Genomic DNA, 24,102 nt, shown 5'->3' on the forward strand with positions numbered 1-24,102 from the left:
TCAGTGGCCTGTCAGGTATAATTCAGTCTTGATCTGAAAGCCGTAATCCAGAAAACCGACGGGGTGACGAGACTTGGCCGTGTTCAGCCGTTCGACCAGCACAGTGCGCAACATCGTTCGTGAAGCACACGACCGTCACATGACACCAAAGCTCCGGAGTGCGCTGAATGCCCGCCTCATGGAGCTTCTGGGACTGGGCTTTCTGATTGCGGCTGTTGCCATCGGCATCGCGCTGTGGAGCTTCAACCCGCACGATCCGTCGTTCAATACGTCCACGGGAACAGAACCCACGAACCTTCTGGGCCGGACCGGCGCCACTATTTCGGATGGTCTGGTGCAGTGGCTGGGCCTAGGAAGTGGTCTGCCGATTGTCGTGCTGCTAGCCTGGGCCTGGCGTATGGTCCGCCATCACGGCATGAGTGCCCCCATCGTCCGGATTATCGCTGCACTCCTGCTTCTTCCGGCTGGCGCCACGTTCATTGGCACGCTCCAACTGCTTATTCCGGGGCTTGAAGTAGCCTGGCCGACAGCGGCCGGTCTGGGCGGCGAAATGGGCGTGTCCTGTGCTCATCGTCTGCTTGACGCCGCACATGCTGAAGCCGGTTCAGCAGGCAGTGCACTGGCAGTGTTTCTTGTTCTGCTCCTGATGGGCATTCTGATGCCACTTGCCATGGGGCTTCAGTGGCGCGAATGGCGCGCCATGGGGCAGGGTGCCGCATTGCTGGCCCGCCAGCCCGTGGCTCTCGCCCGACGCATGAACGGCCCGCAGACATCCGATCGTCCTGCTCCCGACCCGCGTCAGTACGAATTCCAGCGCGGCAATACAGGAAGCAGCCCTGCACCAGATGCAGCGCCCCTGTCTTTTCTGCGTCGTAGCTTCGGCAAAAGCGACCCAAGCACGCGCCCGTCTCCCTTCGTGCCACAAAACACGGGGTGGATGCAGCCTCCCATGGAAACGGCGGAAGACCCTTACGAGCATCCGGCAGTCATGCGGAAAGAAGCTGCCAGTGCCGCGGCCCCAGATCCGCAGGTGCCGGAAGAGGAAGAAGCGCCATCCAACCCTTATGCTGAACGACTGGCGCAGATTGCTCGCCAGCGGAATGTTCAAACGATCCAGCGTTCGCATGTTGAAGACGATGCGGATGAAGATGGGCCGCAGAGCAGCATCGAGCCGCCTGCACCAGAGCCGGAACAGCGCCGCAGCCTCTTCGGAATGCGTCGTCCTGAGCGCCCGGCTCAGCCACAACCTGCCGCCCGCCCGATGCCACCGCGCACCCCCGCAGCAACAGGCTGGGAACTTCCCCCGCTGTCTCTGCTGAACCCACCGCCTGCACACGCCTCCACAGGTCCCTCGCAGGAAACGCTTCAGTCCAATGCAAGACTGCTGGAAAGTGTTCTGGCGGATTACGGCGTTCAGGGCACGATTGGCGACATTCACGCAGGCCCGGTTGTCACGCTTTATGAGCTTGAACCGGCTCCGGGTATCCGATCGTCACGTGTGATCGGTCTGGCGGATGACGTGGCGCGGTCCCTCTCCGTCCTCAGTGTGCGCATCGCGACGGTGCCGGGCCGGAATGTCATTGGTATCGAGGTTCCGAACGCCAAGCGCGAGATGGTGTTCTTCTCCGAACTGCTTATGACGCCAGAATGGACTAATGGCGTAGGCCGCCTCCAGATTGCGCTTGGCAAGGATATTGCTGGCGTTCCGGTCTATACGGATCTGGCAAAAATGCCGCATCTTCTGGTGGCGGGTACGACTGGATCGGGTAAGTCCGTCGGTATCAACTCCATGATCCTGTCACTGCTCTATCGGCTTAGCCCGGAAGAGTGCCGTCTGATCATGATTGATCCAAAGATCTTGGAACTGTCGATTTACGACGGAATCCCGCATCTTCTGACCCCCGTGGTGACGGAACCAGCCAAGGCTGTCAGTGCTCTCAAGTGGACCGTACAGGAGATGGACCGTCGCTATCGTCTGATGGCGCAGCTTCAGGTCCGTAATATCAACGGCTACAACGAACGCGTCAGTCAGCTTCGGGCATCCGGTGAGATGGTCACCCGCCGCGTTCAGACCGGCTTTGACCCTGAAACAGGCAAGCCCGTCTTTGACGAACAGCAGGTTCCGCTGGAAAACCTGCCGTATATCGTCGTGGTGATCGACGAAATGGCTGACCTGATGATGGTCGCTGGCAAGGAAATCGAGACGGCAGTGCAGCGTCTCGCGCAGAAGGCGCGCGCTGCTGGTATTCACGTCATCATGGCAACGCAGCGTCCGTCTGTTGACGTGATTACCGGCACCATCAAGGCCAACTTCCCAACCCGTATTTCCTTCCAGGTCATCAGCAAGTTCGACAGTCGTACCATTCTGCAGGAACAGGGTGCCGAGCAGCTTCTTGGTCAGGGTGACATGCTGTTCATGCAGGGCGGTGGCCGCATTACACGTGTCCATGGCCCGTTTGTGGCTGATGATGAAGTTGAAGAAGTCGTGGCAGATCTGCGCTCCAAGGGCGATCCGATCTACAACGATGACGTTGTCTCCGGGGAAGATGAAGAAGGTGGCTCTTCCGGTGGCGGCATGAGCAGCGGCGGAAGCGGTGGAGATGGTGAAGGCAGCCTGTTCGAACAGGCCGTAGACATTGTCATGACGGAAGGTCGCGCCTCGACCAGCTTTATCCAGCGCCATCTCTCGATCGGGTATAACCGCGCGGCGAAGCTGATTGACCAGATGGAAAAGGAAGGCATCATCGGGCCAGCCAACCATGTGGGCAAACGTGAAATTCTAGCCCGTCGTCCGGCATCCCATGAGGACTGACAGACGCAGGAGCCGCGGTGAAACTCCCCCCTCCCCTGCCCCGCGTGGTCTTTTTTATCTGGGACAGGATCTTCCTGTTCTACTGGAAACACCGCGCTTCCTGATCCTGAACAAACCCGCCGGGCTGGCTGTTCACCCCGGTCCATCCACTCAGGATTCCGTGGAGACGCGCCTCGTGACCCATCCACGCGGAGGGCCTTGGCTGGCCCACCGCCTTGATGCGGATACATCCGGCTGCCTGCTGATTGCACGCCGCAAAACAGCTTTGATCGAAGCACAGAATGCTTTTCAGGCGCGCCAGGTCCGCAAACTGTACTGGACCGTTGTTGAAGGCGTCCCAGCTCAGCAGGAAGGTGAAATTTCCGCTCCCCTGCTCCGACATTCGATGCCCTCAGGCTGGCGTATGATTGTGGACCCAAAAGGCGATGCTGCCATCACGCGGTGGCGCGTTCTGGGCCAGGCAGGCAGCCGGAGCTGGCTGGAGCTAGAACTTCTGACAGGACGTACCCATCAGGCCCGCATCCATTGTGCGCATCTCGGGACGCCGATTGTGGGTGACCGGGTTTACGGCTCAGAAAATGCAGGAGGCCTGCATCTTCTGGCTCGTAGCCTTCACGTACCGCTCGCTGACGAAACCCTCGACGCTGTTGCGCCGCCCGCCCCAGCTATGGCTGAGGCGCTGCGCCATTTAGGATGGGACGGTCAGTCCTGAACGATACGGATGGTTCCGGAGACATCCCGGAGCGTGACATGGTCTTTCCCGTCACCAACCTTTCCACTTGCTGTAATCTTCCGGGATTCACTTGAGACAAGGCTCGGCTTCTCCCACGGACCAACATTCACAGCCAGACCCAGTGACTGCTCAAGGGGAAAGTCTTTCTGCGAGCGTCCCTGACGAAGCTGGATGTCGAAGGTTCCACCAAAACCCTTCGGCAAGTGAAGCGTGATATCGCCGGACGCAGATTCCAAAAGCACAGTGCGTGCATTGGGTGCTGAGGTCAGGGTGATGTCCTGATCGCCGCTGGAGCTTTTGGCCGTGACGTCCCCGGCTGCTTTCTCAAGATGCGCGTCACCGTTCACAGTCATCAGCATTGCTGCCCCGGCTGCCCCGGCAACAGTGACATCGCCGCTAACAGACTTGATCTGAAGCGCACCCTGAATCTGACCAATCTGGGTATCACCACTGACCGTTGAGACGGATACAGGGCCATTAGATGATGAAACGTCCGTATCGCCACTGACACTTCGGATGGACAGTGGTCCGGAAGAGGTTTTGACTTCTACATCCCCACTGATGGTGGAAATGATCCCCCCTTCCGGCAGAGTTGCGTAGGATAGATCTTCGCTGGATGTGCTCTGACTGAGCGGAGCAGCGAGCGCGCTGGAAGTCAGGCAGGTTGCAGCAAGCAGCACAGGGAAAACGGTACGGAAAACAGGCATTGTATTCGCTCTCTTTGGCATCAGAAGGAGTTGGATGATGCAACCGGGCGGTTCATCAATGCTGCATACATTCCACGCACGACGGCCCAGGCGGTGAGAATACCCCATGTCAGGGTCAGCCCCCACGGCACGACCATGAAGACCAGACCAAGGCCACCCGTGATGGCGCCAAGCCCTGCGACCATCAGGTGAATCAGGCCAATCACTGTCAGCGCAAATGCACCGTACCAGAACAGTCTGATCTGCCAGTCCAGCTGGGCACGTTTCAGGCCAGTTGCGGAGCGGCGCGCTACATGGGCGAGTGTTACGCCCACGAATGCCGTAATTCCTGTAAAGAAGCCGGCGAGATACAGCGCATAAATCAGCAGGACGTAGTCACGGCCCGTATCCTGTCGGGCGGCTCCATAACCGGACATCGTCGTGGTGTACATGAATGAACTCCTCTGGAGGATGATCCTCAACAGAAGAGCTTATGCAGAAACTGTGCCAGTTCCTGATTTTCCTATCAGCCTGCCTTGCCACTCACTGCAAGACAGACTGAGAATGGCGTAATTCGCCAGTTTATTCGCCAAGCGCCCGAAAGCGATCAGGCAGTGGCCCCTGGCCCTGCGTCAGGGACCGCACGCCATAAAACAGCGACACGAGCAGAGCGATGTTCCACAGAGCAAAAATACCAATCGGAATCAGGAAGAGGAGCTGTCCTGGCCCGGAACTTCCAGGAGGTTCAGTGATGAAACAGGCGCCGAAAAGAGCAGCACACCCGATAATGAAGGCAACGTCATACCAGAACAGGCGAATGAGCCAGCTCAGATGCGTTCGGACCACACCGTGGCTGGAGCCTTTCAGGACGTAAGCGAGGATCACTCCCGCCAATAGGGAAATGCCCGTGAAAAACCGGGCGATATAGAGCCCATAAACAAGGAGAACGCCTCCACGACCCGGACCTTCGGACGAGAGAGAAAAATTGGTCATGACAGCCTCCTTCAGCTGGTCCCCTTTATAGCAGAAACGTCCGACCAAAGGCCGAACGTTTCTATCGGGCAGAATATGTTTTGGGAGATTAGCGGCCGAGCTTGCGCAGCTTTGTGCCCTGCATCAGACGCTTCTCGATAACGGCCAGAGACATGCCCTTTGTTTCTGGCACGAACAGGATTGTCAGCAGCAAAAACAGTGCATTCAGGCCTGCGAAGAGCCAGAATGTTCCGCCCGTTCCAATGGCTTTCATAAGCGACAGGAAGCTCACACCCACCAGAAGATTGGTCATCCAGTTTGTGAATGTTGACATCGCAATACCGAAATCGCGACCGCCAAGAGGCTGAATTTCCGCACAGAGAACCCACATCAGCGGGCCAGCAGACATCGCAAATCCGGCACAGAAGATCATCAGCAGGAACACGGCTGCGATCTGGGAAGACTGCGTGGCCATGCCGCCCTGAAGCAGCATGGCAAGCACGCCCATTCCAATCGCCATGACTGTGAAGCCAGCATACAGGATTGGCTTACGGCCCCATCGGTCCACAAGACCAACCGCCACGAACGTTGCCAGCATGTTGACCAGCCCGATAATGGCCGTGCACCACATCTGGGAATGCGCATCGAAATGAGCCGCCGCCAGGATATTCGGGGCGTAATACATAACGATATTGATGCCTGCGAGCTGCTGCATCGCCTGCAACATGATGCCCAGAGCGACAGAACGACGGAAATTGCTGTTGGTGCGGAACAGCTTGAAGCCTTCCTGCTTGGTTTCAAGCTGCTCACGAATGGCGCGAATTTCCTTGGCAGCCTCCAGCGGGTCATTCCGTAGATCCACGAGGATTTCACGGGCTTCCTTGTGACGTCCCTGCATAATCAGCCAGCGCGGGCTGTATGGCAGAAACAGAACGCCAATCAGAAACAGGACCGCAGGAATACCTGCGACACCAAACATCCAGCGCCAGTTTTCACTGTAGGAAAAATAGGTGTCTGACAGGAAGGCAACAAAAATACCCACCGTCACCATCAGCTGGTAGGTCGAGACCATGGCGCCACGAGACTCTTCGCTGGCGATTTCCGACAGGTATAACGGCGCCGTAAAGGCTGAAATACCCACCGCAATCCCCATGATGACGCGGAAGACAATGATGGATGGAAGGGACCATCCCATCGCACAGCCCAGCGTTCCAACCACGAACACTGCTGCACCAAGAATAAGGGATCGCTTGCGGCCAAGATGATGGGAGAGCCAGCCTGCACCCAAGGCACCAGCAGCGGCACCTGCCATCATGGAACTGACGACCCATTCCAGCGCCAGCGTAGACGCATGGAATTCCTGACCAATCAGATCCAGAGCACCCGCAACAACACCGATATCCAGACCGGACATTAACCCTGCGAGGGCGGCAATCACTCCAATGGCGATGATCTTGAACCGTGTTGGATCAAAAACAGATGTTCCACTGTTATCTGGCTGGATGGTCTCTTCGGTCCTGACCTGATCCGTCATGCTTGGCGGGTATCCTTCGCAAAAAAATGACACCCACCAGTTCTGGTGGATGCCTGAATTGTTATCTTTATAGCACGATCTCGCTTAGATCGTGAGGGCAGCCCTGATTTCACCCACCGTAACGCCCTGCCAGTTACGCAGTGTCTGCGTTTTGGTGTCAGCGAAAATCGCATGATCTTTTGCCGTTCGGCACAGCGATTCACCACCAAAATGATGCAGCAGGGCCGACATGGCTACTTCTGCAGCCCTGTTGGCACCGTCATCCGTCTTGATGGCGAAACCCAGTCCCTGTTCCGGCAATGCTGCGATCATGACACCTTCAGCGCCCATTTTGATGAACGCACGAGTTTCGAAATTGTTCATGACCGTTGTGTCGTATCGTCCGGTTCCGGCCACCATGAACGGATGAGCTGCCACAGCCTCCCTAAGCCGCTGTGTCGCTTTGGCTCTTTCAGCAGAAAGACCAACACCACTCCCGAACCGGGCAAAACCATGGGCAAGAGCCTTCAGAGGCACCGCATATGTTGGCATCGAACAGCCATCCGTTCCGCGGTTAGCATCTGTATGAGGCGTCTGAGTCATGGAGGCCAGAACCTCTGTCACACGGCGCTGGATCTCATGAGCGGGATCAATATAGCCCCCAGGATCCACCCCCTGGTCACAAGCAAGACAGATGAGACCGGCGTGCTTGCCGGAACAGTTGTTGTGAAGCGGGCATGCGGACTGATGCGCGGCGGCCAAGGCACGGGCCGCAGGCTCATACGTTGGCCAATGAGTTCCACATTCCAGGGCCGCAACATCCCGCCCCACAGCCGCCAGCATGGAGGCAGCAACCCTGGCGTGCGCCTCTTCGCCATTATGAGAGGCACAGGCGAGCGCAAGGGCTTCGTCGGAAAGGCCCAGCCGATCAGCCGCTCCACTTTCGACGAGTTCAATTGCCAGCAGGGACTTGACGGTCGAGCGCGGAAAGACAGCTGCATCCACATCCCCGCAGGACCAGACGACAGAGCCATCGGCATCCACAACCACAGCCCGGCCCAGATGCCGTGACTCAACCTGTTTTCCGCGCGTGACTTCCGCGAGCAATCCGGAGCCCGTGTGTGCTGTCATGTCTTTTAACCTCTGTTGTCAGCGACCTGATGGATCTTTTGCGACCAGCACATAGCACGGCCCGTGCCCCTCGTGAGCCACCTCTAGCCAGGACTGGATCAACCGGCGTCGCACACGCAGAATCCCGATGTCCTGCTCGGGCGGGATATCGGCTAGAGCCAGTACGGCCAGAGATCCCTCAAGAAAAATCAACCGGTCTGCGAGAGGTAATCCGCCGTCGATAACAGCTTGTCCCTCTGCGCGGCCCATCAGGGCGTACAGAAAGGTCTCACCAGCCGGGGGACGGAACGTCTCAGCATCAAGCATGACGGCGCCTACATCTTCAGCAGTCAGATGTGTCACTGGAGGCTGCCAGTCCAAAAGATCAGGCTGAGAGATATGCGGCGTTTTTCTTGCCCGGCGGACTTGGGGCGAAGGTGATGAGCGCTCCGGCAGAGTGTCAAACGGCAGGGCGGGCGGTGGAGAACGTCTCACGCCCATGATGGGTCAGTTCCCGCTTCGAGCGCCGGTTTTCTGGCAGGCTGCGCAAACACCCTCAATTTCTACAGTCGCGGCCTCAGCCCGAAATCCAACATCCTTGGCCGCCAGCATAAGGGCCGGCACAATCGTTTCCTGTTCAAGCTCCCACGCCCGGCCACAGGATTTGCAGATCAGGAACTGAGCACGATGAACGCCCCATTCTCCATGATCGCACCCATGGTGGCAGTCTGTCGCATGGGAGCAGGCAACGAAAGCACTCAGCCTTTCAAGCCGATGGATCAGCCCCTGTTCCAGAAGGAAATCCAGTGCACGATAGACCGTCGGAGGGGCAGCATTGGGGTGCGCTGGCCGCAAACGCGCCAGCAAATCGTAAGCACCGGACGGCTTATCGGAAGACAGGATCAGCCCCAGAACCTGACGTCGCGTCTCCGTCAGGCGTTGGCCACGGTGACGGCACCAGTCCCCAGCCCGCTCAAGACGGGAGGTGATGGATGGGGAAAAGGACAGGTCCTCGGCAGAGGAGGTCTCAAAAGACGAATCCGGCATGGTCTCTCCTATATGGCATCATGCCGACTGTTTTTCGATAGAGAGCCTTGAAGCGGACCAGAATCAGAGTGCGAAATCACGGATCAGCGACTGAATGGAAGCCAGATCAGTCTCCATCATCACATGGCGTCTGAGGTGATCACAGTCTTCCATCTTCAACGTTCTGATCAGGCGTTTAACGCGTGGAAGAGAAACAGAATTCATCGAAAACGACCGTAGGCCAAGCCCGATCAGCAGCGCGACAACCCGCGGGTCCGATGCCATTTCTCCACATACCGAGATAGGACGATGAGCCCGCAGGGCGGACTCTGCTGTCAGGGCAATCAGCTGAAGTACGGCAGGGTGCAGCGGACTGTAGCGGTCGGCCACCATGGAATCCGCTCGATCCACAGCCAGCGTGTACATCGTCAGATCGTTGGTCCCGAGGGCCATAAAGTCTGCATGCTGGGCCATGGTATTGGCCGTCAGAGCTGCCGCAGGCGTTTCAACCATGATGCCCAGGGGCGGCAGCGGGTCCGGAAGAACGATCTGACGGCGCTTGAGGCGGCGAGCGACCTTGTCATAAATTTCCCGCGCCTCAATCACCTCATCCGCCGATGTTACCATCGGCAGCAAAATGCGCACCGGGCCAATGGCCGTATTGCCGTCAGCAGGCGAAGCCGCCCGCAGAATGGCCGCAAACTGCGTCTCCAGCACATCCGGAACGCGTAGAAGGAGGCGGATACCCCGCAGACCGAGCGCGGGGTTGTCTCCATCCGCCACCTGTTCCGCCAGGCCCAGGCGACGCATGCAGGCCCGCCCTTTTTCACCGCCCCAGTCCAGAACACGGATTGTGACCGGTCGGCCGTCCATGCCTTCAATGATGGAGCGATACGTTGCTGTCTGCCCGTCTTCATCAGGCAGATCGTCCCGCTCGCCGAACAGGAATTCACTACGCAGAAGGCCAATTCCCTTGGCACCATTGCGCAACAGCATGGGCAATTCGGCCGGGAGCTCCAGATTGGCAAGAAGCTCGATGGGTTCGCCACCCTGAAGCTGGGCAGGAAGCTTTTTCAGGCGACCGAAAGTCCGCTTTTCCTTGGCCTCTTTCTGGGCAGCTTCCCGGGCCAGACGCAGCTCTGTTTCATTGGGGGACAGTGTGATGGTGCCAAGATGCCCATCCACGACAAGCATATCGCCTTCCGTGACCTGCGCCATAAGGTTTGGCACGGCCAGAATGGCTGGAATATCGAGCGCGCGCAGCAAGATGGCCGTATGATCAGCGCCACCACCGCCTTCTGTTACGACGGCGGCAATCCGGGCGGGATCAATCATCGCGACATCCGCCGGACGAAGCTGCTCCGCCACCAGCACTGACCCCGGAGGGAGGCTGGAAAACGCGCGGTAGGAGACGCCCGTCAGGTTGCGGATTAACCTGCGGCCAATTTCTTCAAACTCGCCTGCCAACCTCAGATTGGCATCCTGTTCCTGCCCGCCATTCTCTCCAGCCATGGCTTCGGCAGTTCTTAGAACCTGAAGCGCCAACGCTTCACTCACATCTGCGACCGCAGCCTCAGCGCAAAGCCCTTCTTCCTCAATCCGTATCCTGACTTGCCGCGTCAGGCGCGAGGGGCCAAGCATGCGCTCATAAACCGTCAGAAGGGTTGCGATCTCTTCGCGCCCTTCTTCAGGAAGCCCGACAAGCCTGTCGCGCATTTTTTCGATCTGGCGCAGGGCGCGGGTGATGGCGCTCTGAAGCCTTGCCAGCTCTGCCTCAGAACCAATCTGGCTGTATCGCTCGACGATTTCCGGAAGGGGCAGTTCTTCCACACGCCCTGCCGGGCCAAGACCAATCGCCTGGGTAATGGCTTTGCCCTGAAGGGTCAGGGATGTGTTGGACGCCTTGCGGGAACGGCTTCCTCTTGGGCGTGCTGCCCGAAGTGGCGTTTCAGTCACGCTCACCAAATCCGTCAGAAATCAGCGCTTCGACAGCATCCAGTGCTTCAGCAGCCTGTCGGCCGTGTGACCTGAGGGTAACAGTCTCGCCTTCTCCGGCCCCCAGCATCATGAGCCCCATGATGGACAGAGCCGAGACGACGTTGCCGCCGCGCTCCACTGTGGTTTCCGCGTCAAATCGCTCGGCCGTGGTTACGAGCTTGGCGGCAGCACGGGCATGAAGCCCCAGCCGATTGACGATGGTCAGAGTGCGGGGCGAGAGAGTTGTTTCGCTCATTTTACGGGACCGGCATGACACAGGGGCGCGGCCCCCCGTGCAGACAGGGGTCAGGGAGCTGGGAAGCCACCGCGATATACTTACGCCCAGCCATGGTTGCTTTTTCGATACAGCCTTCAAGATCCAGCCCAACACGGGTCTTGGCCAGCTTGACCAGCATGGGAACATTCACACCAGACACAACTTCAACATGCCCCGGTTCCCGAAGGGACAGGGCCAGATTGGACGGTGAACTCCCAAAAATATCCGTCAGGACAAGAACACCCTCGCCTGTATCAAGCTGATGCAGGAGCTTGTCCGCCTCTGGCCGCAGAAGTGCCGGGTCATCGTCATCGCCAACACCGACAATGCCAATCTGGGCCTGAGGCCCCACCACGTGCACCATCGTTTCAAGCAGAACTTCGCCCAGCCTGCCGTGCGTTACCAGCATCAGACCAATCATGCAGACTTGTCCTGGACCGACGCATCATGAGGGGGAACAGCCCATCGCCATGAGGATAGTCCCTTTCGGGCGAGTTCCCTGTGCAGGACCATCATCGGGCCAACAGGGGCGGTTCTGGGCAAAAGACGGGCCAGCTCTTCAATGATAGCTACTGAACGATGGCGGCCGCCGCTGCATCCGACAGCAATAGTGGCATATTTCTTGCCCTCCTCAACGAAGCGCGGGAGCACCAGATCGAGCAGGCCGTGCACATGACTGAAGAAGGCACCGTAGGCGGGATCGGCCTTAACGTGCTGCACAACAGCCTGATCCAGCCCCGTCATGGGCTGAAGCGTGGCGTCATAGTGAGGGTTACGTAGAAAGCGGGCGTCGAACACCATATCGGCTTCGCGCGGCAAACCAGACGGATATGCAAAAGACATGAGAGCCACAGTCAGGCCATCTTTTGCGTCATTTCCAAAGCGTGTTTCGATGAGCTGACGCAATTCCGGAGCGGGCAGATCAGAGGTATCGATCACAAAATCCGCATGTGCACGCAGAGGCGCCAGCAGACGCGTTTCCTGTTCGATACCCGGAAGAACCGTTCCGCTACTGACCAGCGGATGACGACGACGGGTGGCTGTAAAACGCCGCAGCAGGATTTCGGGCTCTGCTGTTGCGTAAAGGAGCTGGACCTGACTTCCCGGCAAGGCTTTCAGCTTGTCGATTTCATCGAGAACACCAGAGGCTTCGAAACCTCGGCTTCGAACGTCAATGCCAATGGCCAGACGTTCACCACTTCGCGAAGCCAAAGCCTCGAGCAGATGCAATGGCGGATTGTCCACAACTTCGTGGCCCAGATCTTCCAGCACACGTAAAATGGATGATTTTCCGGCACCGGAAAGCCCTGTGACAATCAGGATCTGTCTGGAACCAGGACCATATCCTGCCGAAGGTTCGGACTCGGGAATATTCGCCGGTGTCATGTGCCCTACTCTAGCCCTTTTTCAAAAGAGAAGGAACTATTTCGCAGCTTCAGATTCCCGCAGTGTCGCCCCCTGCCCCCGTTACCCAGTCATACGTTCCCCGACAGGCCTGAAATGCGGCCATCACACGGGACGAATCCCCCGGCAGACAGCCGTTTATGTGCAGAACAACAGCTCCGGTTTGTGGGTCTTTTTCCGGGGTCGGCAGACGGTCCCCCTGCATCCCGAGCAGCACTTTGAGAATCACTCTCGCATTTGTGACAAAAGGTGTCCTGAGAATCCCCACTCCGCGCACCTCAAGCAGTCCTTCCAACGCAGATGGGGAGCTAACCAGCGGTCCATCCAATAAAACACGATCATCAGACACAAGCGAGAAACCGCGTTCCATCAGTTGCAGGGCGAGCATCGATTTCCCGGAGCCTGATGGACCGCACAGAAGGATCGCATCTCCGTCGTGCGCCACGCAGGACGCATAAAATGTTTCGCTTTCAGGAAACCGTTTCTGAGATGACACTGATTGCGGCCTTTTCAAGACGGGGCTAGAAGCGTTTGCGATAGATCGAGCTGTATCGCCATCAGCTCATCAAGAGTCTGGGGAGGCAACCGCAGCCTCCGATGATGAATCGGAAATACGGATCTTATGGGCGATTTTTCCAGGAATGATATTGTTACCGTTCACGGTGACGAAGTGACCTGCACGGACTTTGACGGCCTTGGACCGCAGGGAGAACGCCCGCAGCGCCTTGCCGAAGAATGCCAGGCCGCATTGAATGCGATCTCCGGCGCCCTGGCAGAACATGGACTGACCCTTGACCAGACTCGCCACGTCGCTGCGATGCTGCGTGAAGGAGATGGTTTCAGTCAGTGTCAAAACGCGCTTGGAGAAGCCCTGGCCTCAGCCAGACCGGCCCTGACGCTACGAATTGTTCAGGGCTTTCCCGATACCAATCAGCGGATCGCTCTCAGCCTGATTGCCAGCCCATCTCCATAATGTAGTGAATTACGCCACAAAATGTCTTTTTGAGCCAATTATCAGAGCTTGACCTCCAATTTTTCAGCTTTTGAATAATTTTTATCGCTGAAAACAGAGTTTGGCACGCCTTCTGCATAGTGAAAATCAGGCGACATGATCGCCTCATCTTTCAGGCAGAAAGGCCCTCGTCATGTCTCGTATTTCCATCTCCGTCTGCACCGCTCTTGTCGCTGCACTCTCCCTCGCTCCTGTGTCACACAGCAGAGCCGCCCCCCTTCTCCCAGCTGTCGTGCCTACGACGTCCAGCCAGGCAATCAGCGTTTCCGGATTGGACCTGACGTCCAAACAGGGTTGGCAAATTGCTGAAAATCGAATCGACGACGCATCGCGGGCGGTGTGCAGCATCTCGAACCCGATGGATATGGCGACGCTGGACGATGTTTCTTCCTGCGCCGAAAGAGCCCGTGAAGGCGCTTTACAGACCCTACGGGACATCCGGTCAGAACAGAGAGACAGCCATCGGGTTGGGCACGTTCTGCTTGCTGCCAAGCCTGACGCATATCCTCATGGCTAAGGATATTATTTCGCCCCTGTGCATCCTCACGCTAGCAATTCCGTTCGCCGCGACACTCCTGTTGCAGGAGGGCGGCACGGAACAACAGAGGAGTATTATCGTCACCGGAAATCAGTTTGGGCTTGCAGCATATCAGCATGCCTCACTACTCAGATCAGGGAGCCCGAGGCAATCTGACCACGAAGCATGCGCCGGAGATTGCGCCAGAAGCATCCACGATGTTTTCGGCAAACAGGCTTCCCCGCAGAGCGTGGATAATCTGACGGCTGATCGCCAGACCAAGGCCGGAATGCTGCCCGAAATTCTCAGTCTGCGGCCGCTCTGAATAAAAGCGGTCAAAGACGCTTTCGAGCTTTCCTGGTGGAATTCCTGGCCCTTGATCGCTGATGGTAATTTCCACCACGCTACCTGTCCCAGGTCCGTTGCCAGCGACTTCCCTCGCACTGGCATGAAGCGCGATGATCCCATTAGGAGGCGAAAACGAGACTGCATTGCCAATCAGGTTCCGCAGCACCTGAACAAGACGGTCTTCGACAGCAAACGCCCGAAGCGGTGGCTCCTGATCCCGAACATCCAGACGCAGAATGGGAGCATCTTCCTTACGCGTGGTCTGGTGCATTTCGGCCAGAATGGCGAGGAGCGCCACGACCGTTACGGGTTCAGGCCGCACGCGCGAAAGCTCGGCGTCGATCCGGCTTGCATCCGAAATATCCGTAATCAAACGATCCAGCCGTTTGACGTCACTATTGATGATCCCCAGCAGACGATCCCGCCGTTCTGGAATCGCAATTCTGGGAAGTGTTTCAATGGCCGACCGGATAGATGAAAGCGGGTTCTTGATTTCGTGACTGACGTCCGCAGCAAAGCGTTCGATGTCATCCATACGCGCCCACAGAGCCAAAGCACTTCCACGCAGTGAGCGCGCCAGAACACCGATCTCGTCACGTCTGGCCAAGAGGCGCTCCGGGACGAGGTCCTTGCGCCCGTCAGATTCCCTCATTTCATGTGAGGCACGCGCCAGTGTCAGCAGCGGGCGAGCAATTGTCAGGGACAGATACCAGGACAGCAGGACCGTTACGATCAGCGCCGCCAGCACAAGCGACAGGATGGAAGAGCGAACCGCAAACAAGGATCGATCTACTTCCGGGGCATGCCGGGTCAACTGGATTTCCCCAACCGTCAGCCCGTCATGCACCACAGGCTCCACAACCGTCACGACCAGCTGATGATCCTTGGTCCGCCGGATGAAGGGCGGCAGTTCGGACTGCGCTCTGAGCGGCTGTGCATCATGGGGACCGTCAGTTGCGGCATCTGGCGTGTCGAGTGTGACAATGCCTTCACTGGATGTGAGCGGCAGCAGCGACAGGAGCCAGTCATAAAAGGTTTCCAGCGCGTTGTTCCGCGGTGGATGCCATGTTTCTCCCTCAGGAACTGCGTCGGGTGCCACAGCTTTAGGCGGCAGTTTTGGCTCCGTCCGGCTATCCGCAACCAGCTTACCATCCGGATCAAACAACAGGGCATGAGCATTGGGGCTTGGCTCTGTCAGGCGCGCAAGGAGCGGTCTTGCGCGGGAATCCAGAACATAATCACCGCCTGGTGCAGGCTTCCCGCCTGTTTTGGGCGCAGCACTGACGGCTGACTGCCCGATGGCCGCGGCATAAATGTGAGCCTGCTCCCGCAGGGCATTGACGTCTGTTTCGAGCAAGCCGTTCTGAAACTGGTCCAGAAACAGCAATGTCACAGCCAAAAGAGCCAAAGGCAGTATGTTCAGAAGAAGGATACGCCCAAGCAGAGGTGAGGCGAGCCTGCGCCGTTGACTGCGATCCCCGTCTCCCCCTGTTCCCGCATTGAGCACACGACGGATAGACTGCCAGACACCAGCCCTAACGGCCGCTGCACGACGACGGTCGCGCCCCTGCTCAAGGCGATCCGAATCCAGATCATAGGGGAGTGCATGGGCCGGCTCTCTACGACCCATGACGTACCTTCTGCCTCACAAGCAAACCCGTCACAGCGCTTCACTCATCCTTGTAACGGTATCCAATGCCGTAGAGCGTTTCGATCTGATTGAAGCTGTCATCCACTTGCCGGAATTTCTTGCGAACGCGCTTGATGTGGCTGTCGATCGTCCGGTCATCGACGTAAATGTTGTCGCCGTATGCCGCATCAATCAGCTGATCGCGCGACTTCACCATTCCCGGGCGCATGGCCAGCGCCTTCACCAGAAGAAACTCTGTGACCGTCAGGGCAATATCCTGACCGCCCCACAAACACTGATGTCGTGTTTCATCCAGAGAAAGCTGACCACGAACGATGGCTGAGCCCACAGTTGTGGCGCCAGCCGCTTCGGCGCGGCTGGCATCCTGGCGGCGCAGCAATGCACGAATGCGTTCGATCAGCAGACGCTGGGAAAACGGCTTGGTGATGTAATCGTCAGCCCCGAGGCGCAGCCCCATGAGCTGATCCAGCTCCTCGTCTTTCGAGGTCAGGAAAATGACAGGAAGGTTGGATCGCGCGCGAAGGCGCTGAAGCAGTTCCATACCGTCCATGCGCGGCATCTTGACGTCCAGCACCGCCAGGCTGACCGGGCGGCTGGTGATTCCCTGAAGCGCACTTTCACCATCCGTATAGGTGTGAACGGTGAACCCTTCGGATTCGAGGGTCATCTGGACGGAAGCAAGAATGTTCCGATCGTCATCCACAAGCGCGATAATCGGTGCTGCCGCGATACCAGAAGGCGTCTGGCAGTTGGATTGAGGCGGAAAGGAAGTGTGGGGCGTCTCCATATGGGGTCCGTCTGCTAAAATCTGATGCGTAGATTATCTATAACGCATGGCGCACTGTGGCGGGAAATAGGCATTTCAATGACATCCTACCACGTTGCAACCCTTGTCTTTGAGACAATCCGCGTTATCTCCTGAAGAAGAACGGGGCCATGAGTTGGCCCGTCCCACAAGATAAGGTCGTGACATGACAGACCAGAAGACTACGCCGGAAACTGTAAACGACGTGCCTGAGCAGGGCGTCGAGACCCCCGGCATGAACGAAACCGGCGGCGAAACGCTGGAAGAAACCACGCCGGAAGCGCGCATTGAGGCTCTTGAAGCCGAAGTGGCAGAACTCAAGGATCGCTGGGTCCGTTCTGAAGCAGAGAACCAGAACATCCGCGCCCGCGCCAAGCGGGATGTGGAAGACGCTCGTCAGTACGCCATCCAGAAATTTGCGCGTGATGTTGTCGAGGCAGCTGAAAATCTCCAGCGCGGCCTTGCCTCCCTTCCGACGAAGACCGAGGGCGAAGACAGCCTCATCACAAAGCTGCGTGAAGGAATTGAAGGCACGGAACGGTCCTTCATCAACATTCTGGAACGTCACGGCATCACCTGTGAAGACCCGACCGGCAAGCCGTTTGATGCCAACCTGCATCAGGCCATGGCGGAACAGCCCTCTGATCAGCATACGCCCGGCCACGTCATGCAGTCCTGGACGCCAGCATGGCTTCTGAAGGGCCGTTTGCTGAAGCCAGCCATGGTTGTTGTCGCCAAGGGAACGCCGGAAGCTGATGCAGCAAAGGCGTCTCCGGGTCTCGACACGACCGCCTGATCCCGCTCACGCAGGATTTCTTTTTGCGGAACGTCAGCTCTAATGGTTGGCGTTCCGTCAGACCCTGTTAGAAAATAGGGTCATGAGTCGCATTCTTGTCATCAAGCTCGGTGCTCTGGGCGATTTCGTTCAGGCGTTTGGGGCCTTCGCTTCGATCCGGGCCGCGTTCCCGCACGACAGCATCACCCTGCTGACGACCCCTCCCTTTGTGGAACTGGCAAAAGCTGCCCCTTGGTTCGATGACGTCACGACGGATCGTCGCCCGTCTCTGGCACACCCAGTCGCTCTGCTTCGCCTGTCGCGTGCGCTGCGCGGATTTGATCGCATTTTTGATCTCCAGACCTCCGGGCGGTCTCGCACCTATTTCCGGCTGGCAGGCAGACCACGCAACTGGTCGGGCATCTCTGATGGCTGCTGCCATCCGCATGCCAATCCTTCCCGCAATGAAATGCATACCCTGACCCGCCTTGAAGACCAGCTCCGTGCCGCTGGTCTTCAGCCCATTCCGCGTGAGGTTCCGGAATGGCTGAAAGGACATGGGCCAGAGATTTCCGGTCGATCTGTCGTGCTTATTCCCGGGGCAGCCCCACATCGGCCTCAGAAACGCTGGCCCGTCACGCGGTTTTCAGAGGTTGCTCAAGCTGTCGCTGCCCGCGGACTGACTCCCGTCATTGTAGGCTGTGCGGCCGAAAAGCCTCTTGCTGCACAGATTTTGCAGGACTGCCCGAGCGCCCTGGACCTCACAGGACAGACCAGTCTGGTTGAGCTGGCGGGCGTTCTCCACAGAGCTGACCTCGTCATTGGCAACGATACAGGTCCGATCCATCTGGCTGCGGCTATGGATCGTCCTATCATCGCCCTGTTTTCCCAAGACAGTGATCCACGCCTGACGGCTCCACTTTCGCTCACACCGGGACGCACAACCATTCTGGATGTTCCAGATCTGGCTCTGTTACCTGCATCACGCATAGAGGCTCTACTCCCCAGATGACAGTTATCCGTTGCGTCACGATGCAGAAAAACGAAACCGCGCTTCTTGAGCCATGGATCCTCTGGCACGGGGCCATTTTCGGTCTCTCCAATCTGACCGTTGTCGACAACGGCTCTACAGACCCACACGTCAAGGACGTGCAGAAGCGTTATGAAGCGCAGGGTGTGCAGATCATCCGCAAATATCAGTCCCAAAAGGATTTTTTGCGGAAAGGTGAAATCTTCACGGACATTATCCGGGGCTGGGATGCAGAAAATGCCTGTGATTTCGCACTCCCCATGGATTGCGATGAATTTCTTGCGTTCTTCCTCGACCGCCTGTCGGTGGATCCGGCGGAAATCCGCGCGCAGTTCGAGCTTCTGAAAGACGAACAGGCGACCCTGATTACCGATCGCCTCCTTCTGAACGTACCGAATGCTCCCAATTACTACCGCCCCCAGTCGGTTCCGAGGGCACTGTTTAAGGCTCATACGATTGTGGGACTGGATCGGGGTCTGCATGCCCCACAGACCATCTACCCAGAGCGCTGCGTGCGGACGCCCTTTGTGCATCTTCATCTGCACAATCGACCTGACTACGAAGACATCCGCCGCTTTGCCCGTCAGAAGCTCGCTCATATCGCTGGCGCCATTCCGGGGGAAAAGCCAAAAGCGGGCCAGATCACACCCGAGAACCCCAAAGAGGGATATCATCTTCGGTACTATTTTCAGGCCAGCCAGGAAGATTTCCTCCGCAGCTACCTGCACACGCCCGATATTTATGCGCCCGTCATCGCAGATCATTTCCGGGCGTTAGGTGTAGATCCTGCGCCAATCCTCGGAGATACGGCCGCGCCGCAGTTCCCGGTGCATGTTCCACAGAATTTTCTGGCTCATCGTCGACTGGAAGATGGATCACAGCACGAATACGGCCTGTTTGATCCCCTCGCCTACGCCTACGAGAATGAAGATGTGGTGAAAGACGCCTTTTATGGCATCTGGCCGCTGATCCATTACATGGACGCCGGATGGCGCGAAGGACGGCGCCCGAATGCCAACGGAATGGAGCCATTTCTGCTTCAGGCGGCAGTTCCTACCGTATAAATCCGCTTTCAGGCCGGTGCAGGGCTTGCGGCCAATCCCCGATTGAGGCCATTTACGCGTGTCTTTTTCCCGGCAGAGGGCTGCCGGGAGCAATCGCAGAGGAGCGATCCCATGCCCGCCATCACACTCCCCGACGGAAGCGTCCGCACGTTCGACGGGACCGTGACGGGCACGACTATCGCGGCCTCCATCGGCCCTGGGCTGGCAAAAGCCGCCCTGGCCATGGAAGTGAACGGCAAGCTCGTCGATCTTTCAACCGAGATTGCGGACGATGCGGCCGTCAAGTTCGTCACGAAAAAAGACGATGCCTCACTTGAGATGATCCGCCATGATGCGGCGCATGTTCTGGCAGAAGCTGTGCAGTCGCTCTGGCCGGAAACGCAGGTCACGATCGGTCCGAGCATCAAGGATGGCTTCTATTACGACTTCTCCCGTGAGAAGCCGTTCACGCCGGATGACTTCGAAGCCATCGAAGCCAAGATGCGCGAAATCGTCGCTGCCAACGCCCCTTTCACCCGTGAAGTGTGGGACCGTGACGAAGCCATTCGCTTCTTCGAAGAGAAGGGTGAAGACTTCAAGGCCGAACTGATCCGCGATCTGCCGGAAAGCGAGCAGATTTCGATCTACCGTCAGGGCGAATGGCTCGATCTCTGCCGCGGCCCGCATCTGCGCGGCACAGCAGACGTTGGCACGGCCTTCAAGCTTATGCGCGTGGCTGGTGCTTACTGGCGTGGTGACCATCGCAACCCCATGCTAACCCGCATTTACGGCACGGCCTGGCGCGACAAGAAGGAGCTGGACGCTCATTTGATGCGCCTGGAAGAAGCCGAAAAGCGCGATCATCGCCGGATTGGCCGCGAGATGGACCTCTTCCACATTCAGGAAGAAGCCGTTGGACAGATCTTCTGGCACCACAAGGGCTGGCGTCTGTACACGGTCCTTCAGGACTACATGCGCCGCGCTCAATCCCGGAATGGTTACGAAGAAGTTCGCACACCACAGCTCGTGGACCGTGCCCTCTGGGAAGCCTCCGGTCACTGGGACAAGTACCGTGAGAACATGTTCATCGCGCAGGTTGAGGATGAGGACAAAACCCTCGCCCTGAAGCCGATGAACTGCCCGTGCCATGTGCAGATCTTCCGCCATGGCCTGCGGTCTTACCGCGAACTGCCGTTGCGTATGGCAGAATTCGGAGCGTGCCATCGTTATGAGCCGTCCGGCTCGCTGCATGGCATCATGCGCGTTCGAGGCTTCACGCAGGATGATGCTCATATCTTCTGTACGGACGATCAGATTGCGGATGAAACCGCAAAGTTCGTGAAGATGTTGGCCGAGGTTTACACGGATCTGGGCTTCGAGAGCTTCCGCGTGAAGTTTTCGGACCGTCCGGAGACGCGTGCCGGCTCTGACGAAGTCTGGGATCGGGCCGAAGGCTCGCTCAAGACGGCCTGTGAAATTGCTGGTGTTGAGTACGAGTACAACCCTGGCGAAGGTGCCTTCTATGGCCCGAAGCTGGAGTTCGTTCTGACGGACGCCATCGGCCGTGACTGGCAGTGCGGTACGCTTCAGGTGGACTATGTTCTGCCAGAGCGTCTGGATGCGTCCTATATTGGCGAGGACAGCCAGCGTCATCGCCCGGTCATGCTGCACCGCGCCATCCTGGGCAGCTTCGAGCGCTTCATCGGCATCCTGATCGAGCAGTATGCTGGCAAGTTCCCGCTCTGGCTGGCGCCGACGCAGGTTGTAGTGGCGTCCATCGTTTCCGATGCTGCTGATTACGCCAATGAGGTTGCTGCCGAACTGAAGGCAGCCGGGCTTCAGGTTGTAACCGACGTTCGCAACGACAAGATTAACGCCAAGATCCGCGAACACAGCCTTGCGCGCGTTCCCGTTATTCTGGTGGTTGGCCGCCGTGAAGCAGAAGAGCGCAAAGTGGCGATGCGTCGCCTTGGCGGCGCCAATCAGGAAATCCTGGGACTCGAAGAGGCTGTAAAAACTCTCACAGCCGAGGCCACCCCACCTGATATTGCCCGGTTTTCGAAGGATTGAGCGTAATACCCTTGCGCCCGGAAGGGCGCAGGACTATGTGCAAAAGGAATGGGATCGGCAAAGATCGAAACCCGCCCCTCTTTAACGAGGCGCGGGCGTTCGGGTCAGTGCTGGTCCTTGTATGAAAATTACGACAGGAGCTGACCATAGCTAGACCGCCGATGCAGGCCGCGCCCACACGTGAGGGGCCGCGCGTCAATGAGGAAATCCGTGTTCCGCAGGTTCGTCTGATTGACGAAGAAGGCGAAATGCAAGGCGTCATGACGACCCGGGATGCTCTGATGCGTGCTTTCTCGGTTGGCCTTGACCTCCTGGAAATCAGCCCGACCGCTGTTCCCCCTGTTGTGAAGATCTTGGACTACGGCAAGTTCAAGTACGAGCAGCAGAAGAAGAAGAACGAAGCCCGCAAGAAGCAGAAGGTCGTTGAGATCAAGGAAGTGAAGGTTCGTCCCGGCACGGGCGAGCATGACTTCCAGACGAAGCTCAAGGCCATCAACTCGTTCCTGGATGATGGCGACAAGGTAAAGGTATCTCTTCGCTTCAAGGGCCGTGAAATGGCTCACCAGGAGCTGGGTGCAAAGATGATGGAGCGCATCCGCATCGAGGTCGAAGAAAAGGCCAAGGTTGAGCAGATGCCCCGTATGGAAAACCGTCAGATGCTCATGGTTATAGCTCCGCGCTAAAACCTAGATTCTTACGAGATCCACAGGAAAAGCAGCCTTCTTCGGAAGGCTGCTTTTTTTATGCCTTTAGTCTTGGAGCTCGCCTATTCGCCGGACTCATGCTGATAGCCGCGATACAAATCCATGAGCTGGACAAGAGTGAGCCGAACATCGTCAACCACGCTCCCCCAATCTCCTGCCACAGGCTGACGGAAAATTCGCATATCCGGATACCAAGCGGTCTGAGTTCCTGCATCTCCCCAGCGCCAGCAAGCGTCAGAGCGTGACAGCATCCAGACGGGTTTACACAGCCCACCCGCCAGATGAGCCATGGACGTATCCACCGTAATCAGAAGATCCACACCTGAGAGTCTGGCAGCGGTATCAGCGAAATCGAGAATATTCTCTGTCCCATCAATCAGTGGTAGTCCGGTTTCAGCAACTTGATGGCGGGCCGCTCCCATTTGGAAACTTACGAAACGCACGCCCTTTACTGAAAACAAAGGCCTCAATGTCTCCAGCGACATGCTGCGGCGGCGATCCGTCTGCGTCGCACGCAGATATGAGGCCTGGGGTCTCCGCTCCAGACAAGCCCGACGATGAAATCCGGAGGCTGGCAGGAACCTTGAACCTGGGCGCTGAGCTTACCCCCCTGAGTTGCCATGTCTTCTTCTGACACAGACAGATAGGGAAACTGTCCAACAAACGCTGCCGTCAGTCCGAGCCTCACGGGAAGGCTCATCATCGGGCAATGATAGTCGAAGCTGTCGGCAGGATCGAGAACCGAGACTACCCGGGATACGCCCGCTACACGCTGAACCAGTCGTACCAATGAAACTGGAACCTGCACCACAACTTCGGCACCCCTCTGGGCCAGTATCGGCATCAGGCGAATGAAATGCAGTGTGTCTCCATATCCCTGTTCGTGATGAACAAGAATGGTGCACCCCTTCAGGGATTCCCCTTCCCAGACTGGCGCGTCGATATCAGCCCTGACTGTTCTCGAAGAGAGCCAACGACTTTCGTATTCCTGCCATCCTAAAAGAAAATCACCCGATTTCAGCAAAGCCGTCGCACGGCCGAAACGGATAACGGGATGATCGGGAGACCGTCGAAGCGCAGCATCGTAGAACTGCAAGGCTTCTGCAGAGCGGTTCAAACATTGGAGAATATGACCGGCATTATTGAGAGCATTTGCATCATCGGGCTGCATTTTCAAAGCAGACTGTGCGAAACTCAGCGCCGCTTCAAACTGTCCATCGCGCGAGAGAACCATACTCAGGTCGGTAGCGTATTCAGGAATAGCCGGGTCCTGCTGCACGGCAGTGTCCAGAGCTTTGATAGACCCTCCCAGATCATCCTGATGCAGCAGGGCGATGCCCAGTCGATGCCAGACCCTTGCCGCATGGGGCCTTGCTTCGAGGGCCTTGCCATAGAACAGGGATGCTTTTTCCCAGCACTGAAGACGCTCATAAACGCCACCAAGAAGAAAAAGACTTTCAGGCCTTTCTGGCAGAAGCGTTTCTGCCTCTCGCAGAACGTCGATAGCACTCTCACGCTGCCCCACTTCTTCCAGGCCTACTGCTACTCGCAAATATTCTGTGAAGGTACGACGTGTAAGCAGACAGGGGCTGGGGGAAAGTGTGGTCATTCCGACTCCTCGTCCTTTGTCTGTAAGA

At 57.6% G+C, this 24,102-nt stretch carries 25 protein-coding genes; 9 read left to right on the forward strand and 16 right to left on the reverse strand.

Going from position 1 to position 24,102, the window contains the following annotated elements; translation table 11 throughout:
- Positions 1-103 precede the first annotated feature (103 nt).
- Positions 104-2,812, forward strand: coding sequence for a DNA translocase FtsK (locus KP707_RS05000; RefSeq protein WP_203549172.1), 2,709 nt, complete (start codon positions 104-106; stop codon positions 2,810-2,812).
- Positions 2,802-3,524: an RluA family pseudouridine synthase gene (locus KP707_RS05005; protein ID WP_211502350.1), complete on the forward strand. Its 723-nt coding sequence runs from the start codon at positions 2,802-2,804 to the stop codon at positions 3,522-3,524. Before KP707_RS05000 ends, KP707_RS05005 begins: the two co-directional genes overlap by 11 nt.
- On the opposite strand, the gene KP707_RS05010 is transcribed toward KP707_RS05005, so the two are convergent.
- The 12 genes from KP707_RS05010 to KP707_RS16730 form a co-directional block, all read right to left on the reverse strand.
- Entirely contained in the window at positions 3,515-4,252 is a 738-nt protein-coding gene (locus tag KP707_RS05010) for a DUF4097 family beta strand repeat-containing protein (RefSeq protein ID WP_211502351.1), read from the reverse strand. The genes KP707_RS05005 and KP707_RS05010 overlap by 10 nt on opposite strands.
- A gap of 20 nt (positions 4,253-4,272) precedes the next feature.
- The gene (locus KP707_RS05015) at positions 4,273-4,683 is read right to left on the reverse strand and encodes a hypothetical protein (RefSeq protein ID WP_099211614.1); all 411 of its coding nucleotides are present in this window, start codon (positions 4,681-4,683) and stop codon (positions 4,273-4,275) included.
- Between the two features lie 130 nt (positions 4,684-4,813).
- A complete protein-coding gene (locus KP707_RS05020) occupies positions 4,814-5,224 on the reverse strand; it encodes a hypothetical protein (protein WP_211500470.1) in 411 nt (136 codons plus the stop codon).
- Between the two features lie 88 nt (positions 5,225-5,312).
- The gene (locus tag KP707_RS05025) at positions 5,313-6,737 is read right to left on the reverse strand and encodes a sugar porter family MFS transporter (RefSeq protein ID WP_249202797.1); all 1,425 of its coding nucleotides are present in this window, start codon (positions 6,735-6,737) and stop codon (positions 5,313-5,315) included.
- An 84-nt stretch (positions 6,738-6,821) separates the two neighbouring features.
- Positions 6,822-7,847 (reverse strand): asparaginase, encoded by a 1,026-nt coding sequence (locus tag KP707_RS05030; RefSeq protein WP_211502352.1) that lies wholly within the window; start codon positions 7,845-7,847, stop codon positions 6,822-6,824.
- A gap of 18 nt (positions 7,848-7,865) precedes the next feature.
- Positions 7,866-8,327, reverse strand: a complete 462-nt coding sequence (locus KP707_RS05035; protein ID WP_211502353.1) for a hypothetical protein — start codon at positions 8,325-8,327, stop codon at positions 7,866-7,868.
- Positions 8,328-8,333: 6 nt separating this feature from the next.
- Positions 8,334-8,873: a Fur family transcriptional regulator gene (locus tag KP707_RS05040; RefSeq protein ID WP_046900634.1), complete on the reverse strand. Its 540-nt coding sequence runs from the start codon at positions 8,871-8,873 to the stop codon at positions 8,334-8,336.
- A 63-nt stretch (positions 8,874-8,936) separates the two neighbouring features.
- On the reverse strand, positions 8,937-10,814 hold the full coding sequence (gene ptsP, locus KP707_RS05045; RefSeq protein WP_373687776.1) for a phosphoenolpyruvate--protein phosphotransferase: 1,878 nt from the start codon (positions 10,812-10,814) through the stop codon (positions 8,937-8,939).
- Entirely contained in the window at positions 10,801-11,085 is a 285-nt protein-coding gene (locus KP707_RS05050; protein WP_086633508.1) for an HPr family phosphocarrier protein, read from the reverse strand. The genes ptsP and KP707_RS05050 overlap by 14 nt, the downstream gene beginning before the upstream one ends.
- A gap of 1 nt (position 11,086) precedes the next feature.
- Entirely contained in the window at positions 11,087-11,527 is a 441-nt protein-coding gene (locus KP707_RS05055; protein WP_086633509.1) for a PTS sugar transporter subunit IIA, read from the reverse strand.
- Positions 11,524-12,492, reverse strand: a complete 969-nt coding sequence (gene rapZ / locus KP707_RS05060; protein WP_215751618.1) for an RNase adapter RapZ — start codon at positions 12,490-12,492, stop codon at positions 11,524-11,526. The genes KP707_RS05055 and rapZ overlap by 4 nt, the downstream gene beginning before the upstream one ends.
- Before the next feature lie 49 nt (positions 12,493-12,541).
- Positions 12,542-13,006 (reverse strand): serine kinase, encoded by a 465-nt coding sequence (locus tag KP707_RS16730; protein ID WP_338085309.1) that lies wholly within the window; start codon positions 13,004-13,006, stop codon positions 12,542-12,544.
- Between the two features lie 126 nt (positions 13,007-13,132).
- On the opposite strand from KP707_RS16730, the gene KP707_RS16735 reads away from it, so the two are divergent.
- Complete coding sequence (locus KP707_RS16735; protein WP_249202800.1) at positions 13,133-13,483, forward strand: endoribonuclease L-PSP; 351 nt, start codon at positions 13,133-13,135, stop codon at positions 13,481-13,483.
- A gap of 172 nt (positions 13,484-13,655) precedes the next feature.
- Positions 13,656-14,039 (forward strand): UrcA family protein, encoded by a 384-nt coding sequence (locus tag KP707_RS05070; protein WP_211502355.1) that lies wholly within the window; start codon positions 13,656-13,658, stop codon positions 14,037-14,039.
- A 154-nt stretch (positions 14,040-14,193) separates the two neighbouring features.
- On the opposite strand, the gene KP707_RS05075 is transcribed toward KP707_RS05070, so the two are convergent.
- Both KP707_RS05075 and KP707_RS05080 read right to left on the reverse strand, forming a co-directional pair.
- Complete coding sequence (locus KP707_RS05075; RefSeq protein ID WP_064274588.1) at positions 14,194-16,017, reverse strand: stimulus-sensing domain-containing protein; 1,824 nt, start codon at positions 16,015-16,017, stop codon at positions 14,194-14,196.
- A 40-nt stretch (positions 16,018-16,057) separates the two neighbouring features.
- Positions 16,058-16,825, reverse strand: a complete 768-nt coding sequence (locus tag KP707_RS05080; protein WP_256445590.1) for a response regulator transcription factor — start codon at positions 16,823-16,825, stop codon at positions 16,058-16,060.
- 184 nt (positions 16,826-17,009) lie between these two features.
- Here KP707_RS05080 and KP707_RS05085 point away from each other — a divergent pair, with 184 nt between their 5' ends.
- The 5 genes from KP707_RS05085 to infC all read left to right on the forward strand — a co-directional run bounded on the left by KP707_RS05085 (position 17,010) and on the right by infC (position 22,444).
- Positions 17,010-17,639 (forward strand): nucleotide exchange factor GrpE, encoded by a 630-nt coding sequence (locus KP707_RS05085; RefSeq protein WP_064274586.1) that lies wholly within the window; start codon positions 17,010-17,012, stop codon positions 17,637-17,639.
- An 82-nt stretch (positions 17,640-17,721) separates the two neighbouring features.
- On the forward strand, positions 17,722-18,630 hold the full coding sequence (locus tag KP707_RS05090) for a glycosyltransferase family 9 protein (protein WP_211502356.1): 909 nt from the start codon (positions 17,722-17,724) through the stop codon (positions 18,628-18,630).
- Positions 18,627-19,712, forward strand: a complete 1,086-nt coding sequence (locus tag KP707_RS05095) for a glycosyltransferase family 2 protein (protein WP_215751616.1) — start codon at positions 18,627-18,629, stop codon at positions 19,710-19,712. The genes KP707_RS05090 and KP707_RS05095 overlap by 4 nt, the downstream gene beginning before the upstream one ends.
- A 111-nt stretch (positions 19,713-19,823) precedes the next feature.
- Positions 19,824-21,761 carry a threonine--tRNA ligase gene (gene thrS, locus KP707_RS05100; protein ID WP_211502358.1) on the forward strand — a complete coding sequence of 646 codons (1,938 nt, stop codon included), beginning with the start codon at positions 19,824-19,826 and terminating at the stop codon, positions 21,759-21,761.
- A 161-nt stretch (positions 21,762-21,922) separates the two neighbouring features.
- Positions 21,923-22,444: a translation initiation factor IF-3 gene (gene infC, locus KP707_RS05105; protein ID WP_046900620.1), complete on the forward strand. Its 522-nt coding sequence runs from the start codon at positions 21,923-21,925 to the stop codon at positions 22,442-22,444.
- An 83-nt stretch (positions 22,445-22,527) separates the two neighbouring features.
- On the opposite strand, the gene KP707_RS16740 is transcribed toward infC, so the two are convergent.
- Together KP707_RS16740 and KP707_RS05110 are read right to left on the reverse strand one after the other, a co-directional pair.
- Complete coding sequence (locus KP707_RS16740) at positions 22,528-22,908, reverse strand: hypothetical protein (protein ID WP_252348832.1); 381 nt, start codon at positions 22,906-22,908, stop codon at positions 22,528-22,530.
- A gap of 23 nt (positions 22,909-22,931) precedes the next feature.
- A complete protein-coding gene (locus KP707_RS05110; RefSeq protein ID WP_252348833.1) occupies positions 22,932-24,074 on the reverse strand; it encodes a tetratricopeptide repeat protein in 1,143 nt (380 codons plus the stop codon).
- Positions 24,075-24,102: the final 28 nt, after the last annotated feature.

The organism is Gluconobacter sp. P5E10, assembly GCF_018812145.1.
Lineage (GTDB): Bacteria > Pseudomonadota > Alphaproteobacteria > Acetobacterales > Acetobacteraceae > Gluconobacter > Gluconobacter cerinus.

Excerpts from the sequence above, each read along its gene's own strand:
- KP707_RS05005 (WP_211502350.1), top strand. The coding sequence starts at position 2,802 with ATGAGGACTGACAGACGCAGGAGCCGCGGTGAAACTCCCCCCTCCCCT.
- KP707_RS05010 (WP_211502351.1), bottom strand. The coding sequence starts at position 4,252 with ATGCCTGTTTTCCGTACCGTTTTCCCTGTGCTGCTTGCTGCAACCTGC.
- KP707_RS05015 (WP_099211614.1), bottom strand. The coding sequence starts at position 4,683 with ATGTACACCACGACGATGTCCGGTTATGGAGCCGCCCGACAGGATACG.
- KP707_RS05020 (WP_211500470.1), bottom strand. The coding sequence starts at position 5,224 with ATGACCAATTTTTCTCTCTCGTCCGAAGGTCCGGGTCGTGGAGGCGTT.
- KP707_RS05025 (WP_249202797.1), bottom strand. The coding sequence starts at position 6,737 with ATGACGGATCAGGTCAGGACCGAAGAGACCATCCAGCCAGATAACAGT.
- KP707_RS05030 (WP_211502352.1), bottom strand. The coding sequence starts at position 7,847 with ATGACAGCACACACGGGCTCCGGATTGCTCGCGGAAGTCACGCGCGGA.
- KP707_RS05035 (WP_211502353.1), bottom strand. The coding sequence starts at position 8,327 with ATGGGCGTGAGACGTTCTCCACCGCCCGCCCTGCCGTTTGACACTCTG.
- KP707_RS05040 (WP_046900634.1), bottom strand. The coding sequence starts at position 8,873 with ATGCCGGATTCGTCTTTTGAGACCTCCTCTGCCGAGGACCTGTCCTTT.
- KP707_RS05050 (WP_086633508.1), bottom strand. The coding sequence starts at position 11,085 with ATGAGCGAAACAACTCTCTCGCCCCGCACTCTGACCATCGTCAATCGG.
- KP707_RS05055 (WP_086633509.1), bottom strand. The coding sequence starts at position 11,527 with ATGATTGGTCTGATGCTGGTAACGCACGGCAGGCTGGGCGAAGTTCTG.
- rapZ (WP_215751618.1), bottom strand. The coding sequence starts at position 12,492 with ATGACACCGGCGAATATTCCCGAGTCCGAACCTTCGGCAGGATATGGT.
- KP707_RS16735 (WP_249202800.1), top strand. The coding sequence starts at position 13,133 with ATGGGCGATTTTTCCAGGAATGATATTGTTACCGTTCACGGTGACGAA.
- KP707_RS05070 (WP_211502355.1), top strand. The coding sequence starts at position 13,656 with ATGTCTCGTATTTCCATCTCCGTCTGCACCGCTCTTGTCGCTGCACTC.
- KP707_RS05075 (WP_064274588.1), bottom strand. The coding sequence starts at position 16,017 with ATGGGTCGTAGAGAGCCGGCCCATGCACTCCCCTATGATCTGGATTCG.
- KP707_RS05080 (WP_256445590.1), bottom strand. The coding sequence starts at position 16,825 with ATGGAGACGCCCCACACTTCCTTTCCGCCTCAATCCAACTGCCAGACG.
- KP707_RS05085 (WP_064274586.1), top strand. The coding sequence starts at position 17,010 with ATGACAGACCAGAAGACTACGCCGGAAACTGTAAACGACGTGCCTGAG.
- KP707_RS05090 (WP_211502356.1), top strand. The coding sequence starts at position 17,722 with ATGAGTCGCATTCTTGTCATCAAGCTCGGTGCTCTGGGCGATTTCGTT.
- KP707_RS05095 (WP_215751616.1), top strand. The coding sequence starts at position 18,627 with ATGACAGTTATCCGTTGCGTCACGATGCAGAAAAACGAAACCGCGCTT.
- thrS (WP_211502358.1), top strand. The coding sequence starts at position 19,824 with ATGCCCGCCATCACACTCCCCGACGGAAGCGTCCGCACGTTCGACGGG.
- infC (WP_046900620.1), top strand. The coding sequence starts at position 21,923 with ATGCAGGCCGCGCCCACACGTGAGGGGCCGCGCGTCAATGAGGAAATC.
- KP707_RS05110 (WP_252348833.1), bottom strand. The coding sequence starts at position 24,074 with ATGACCACACTTTCCCCCAGCCCCTGTCTGCTTACACGTCGTACCTTC.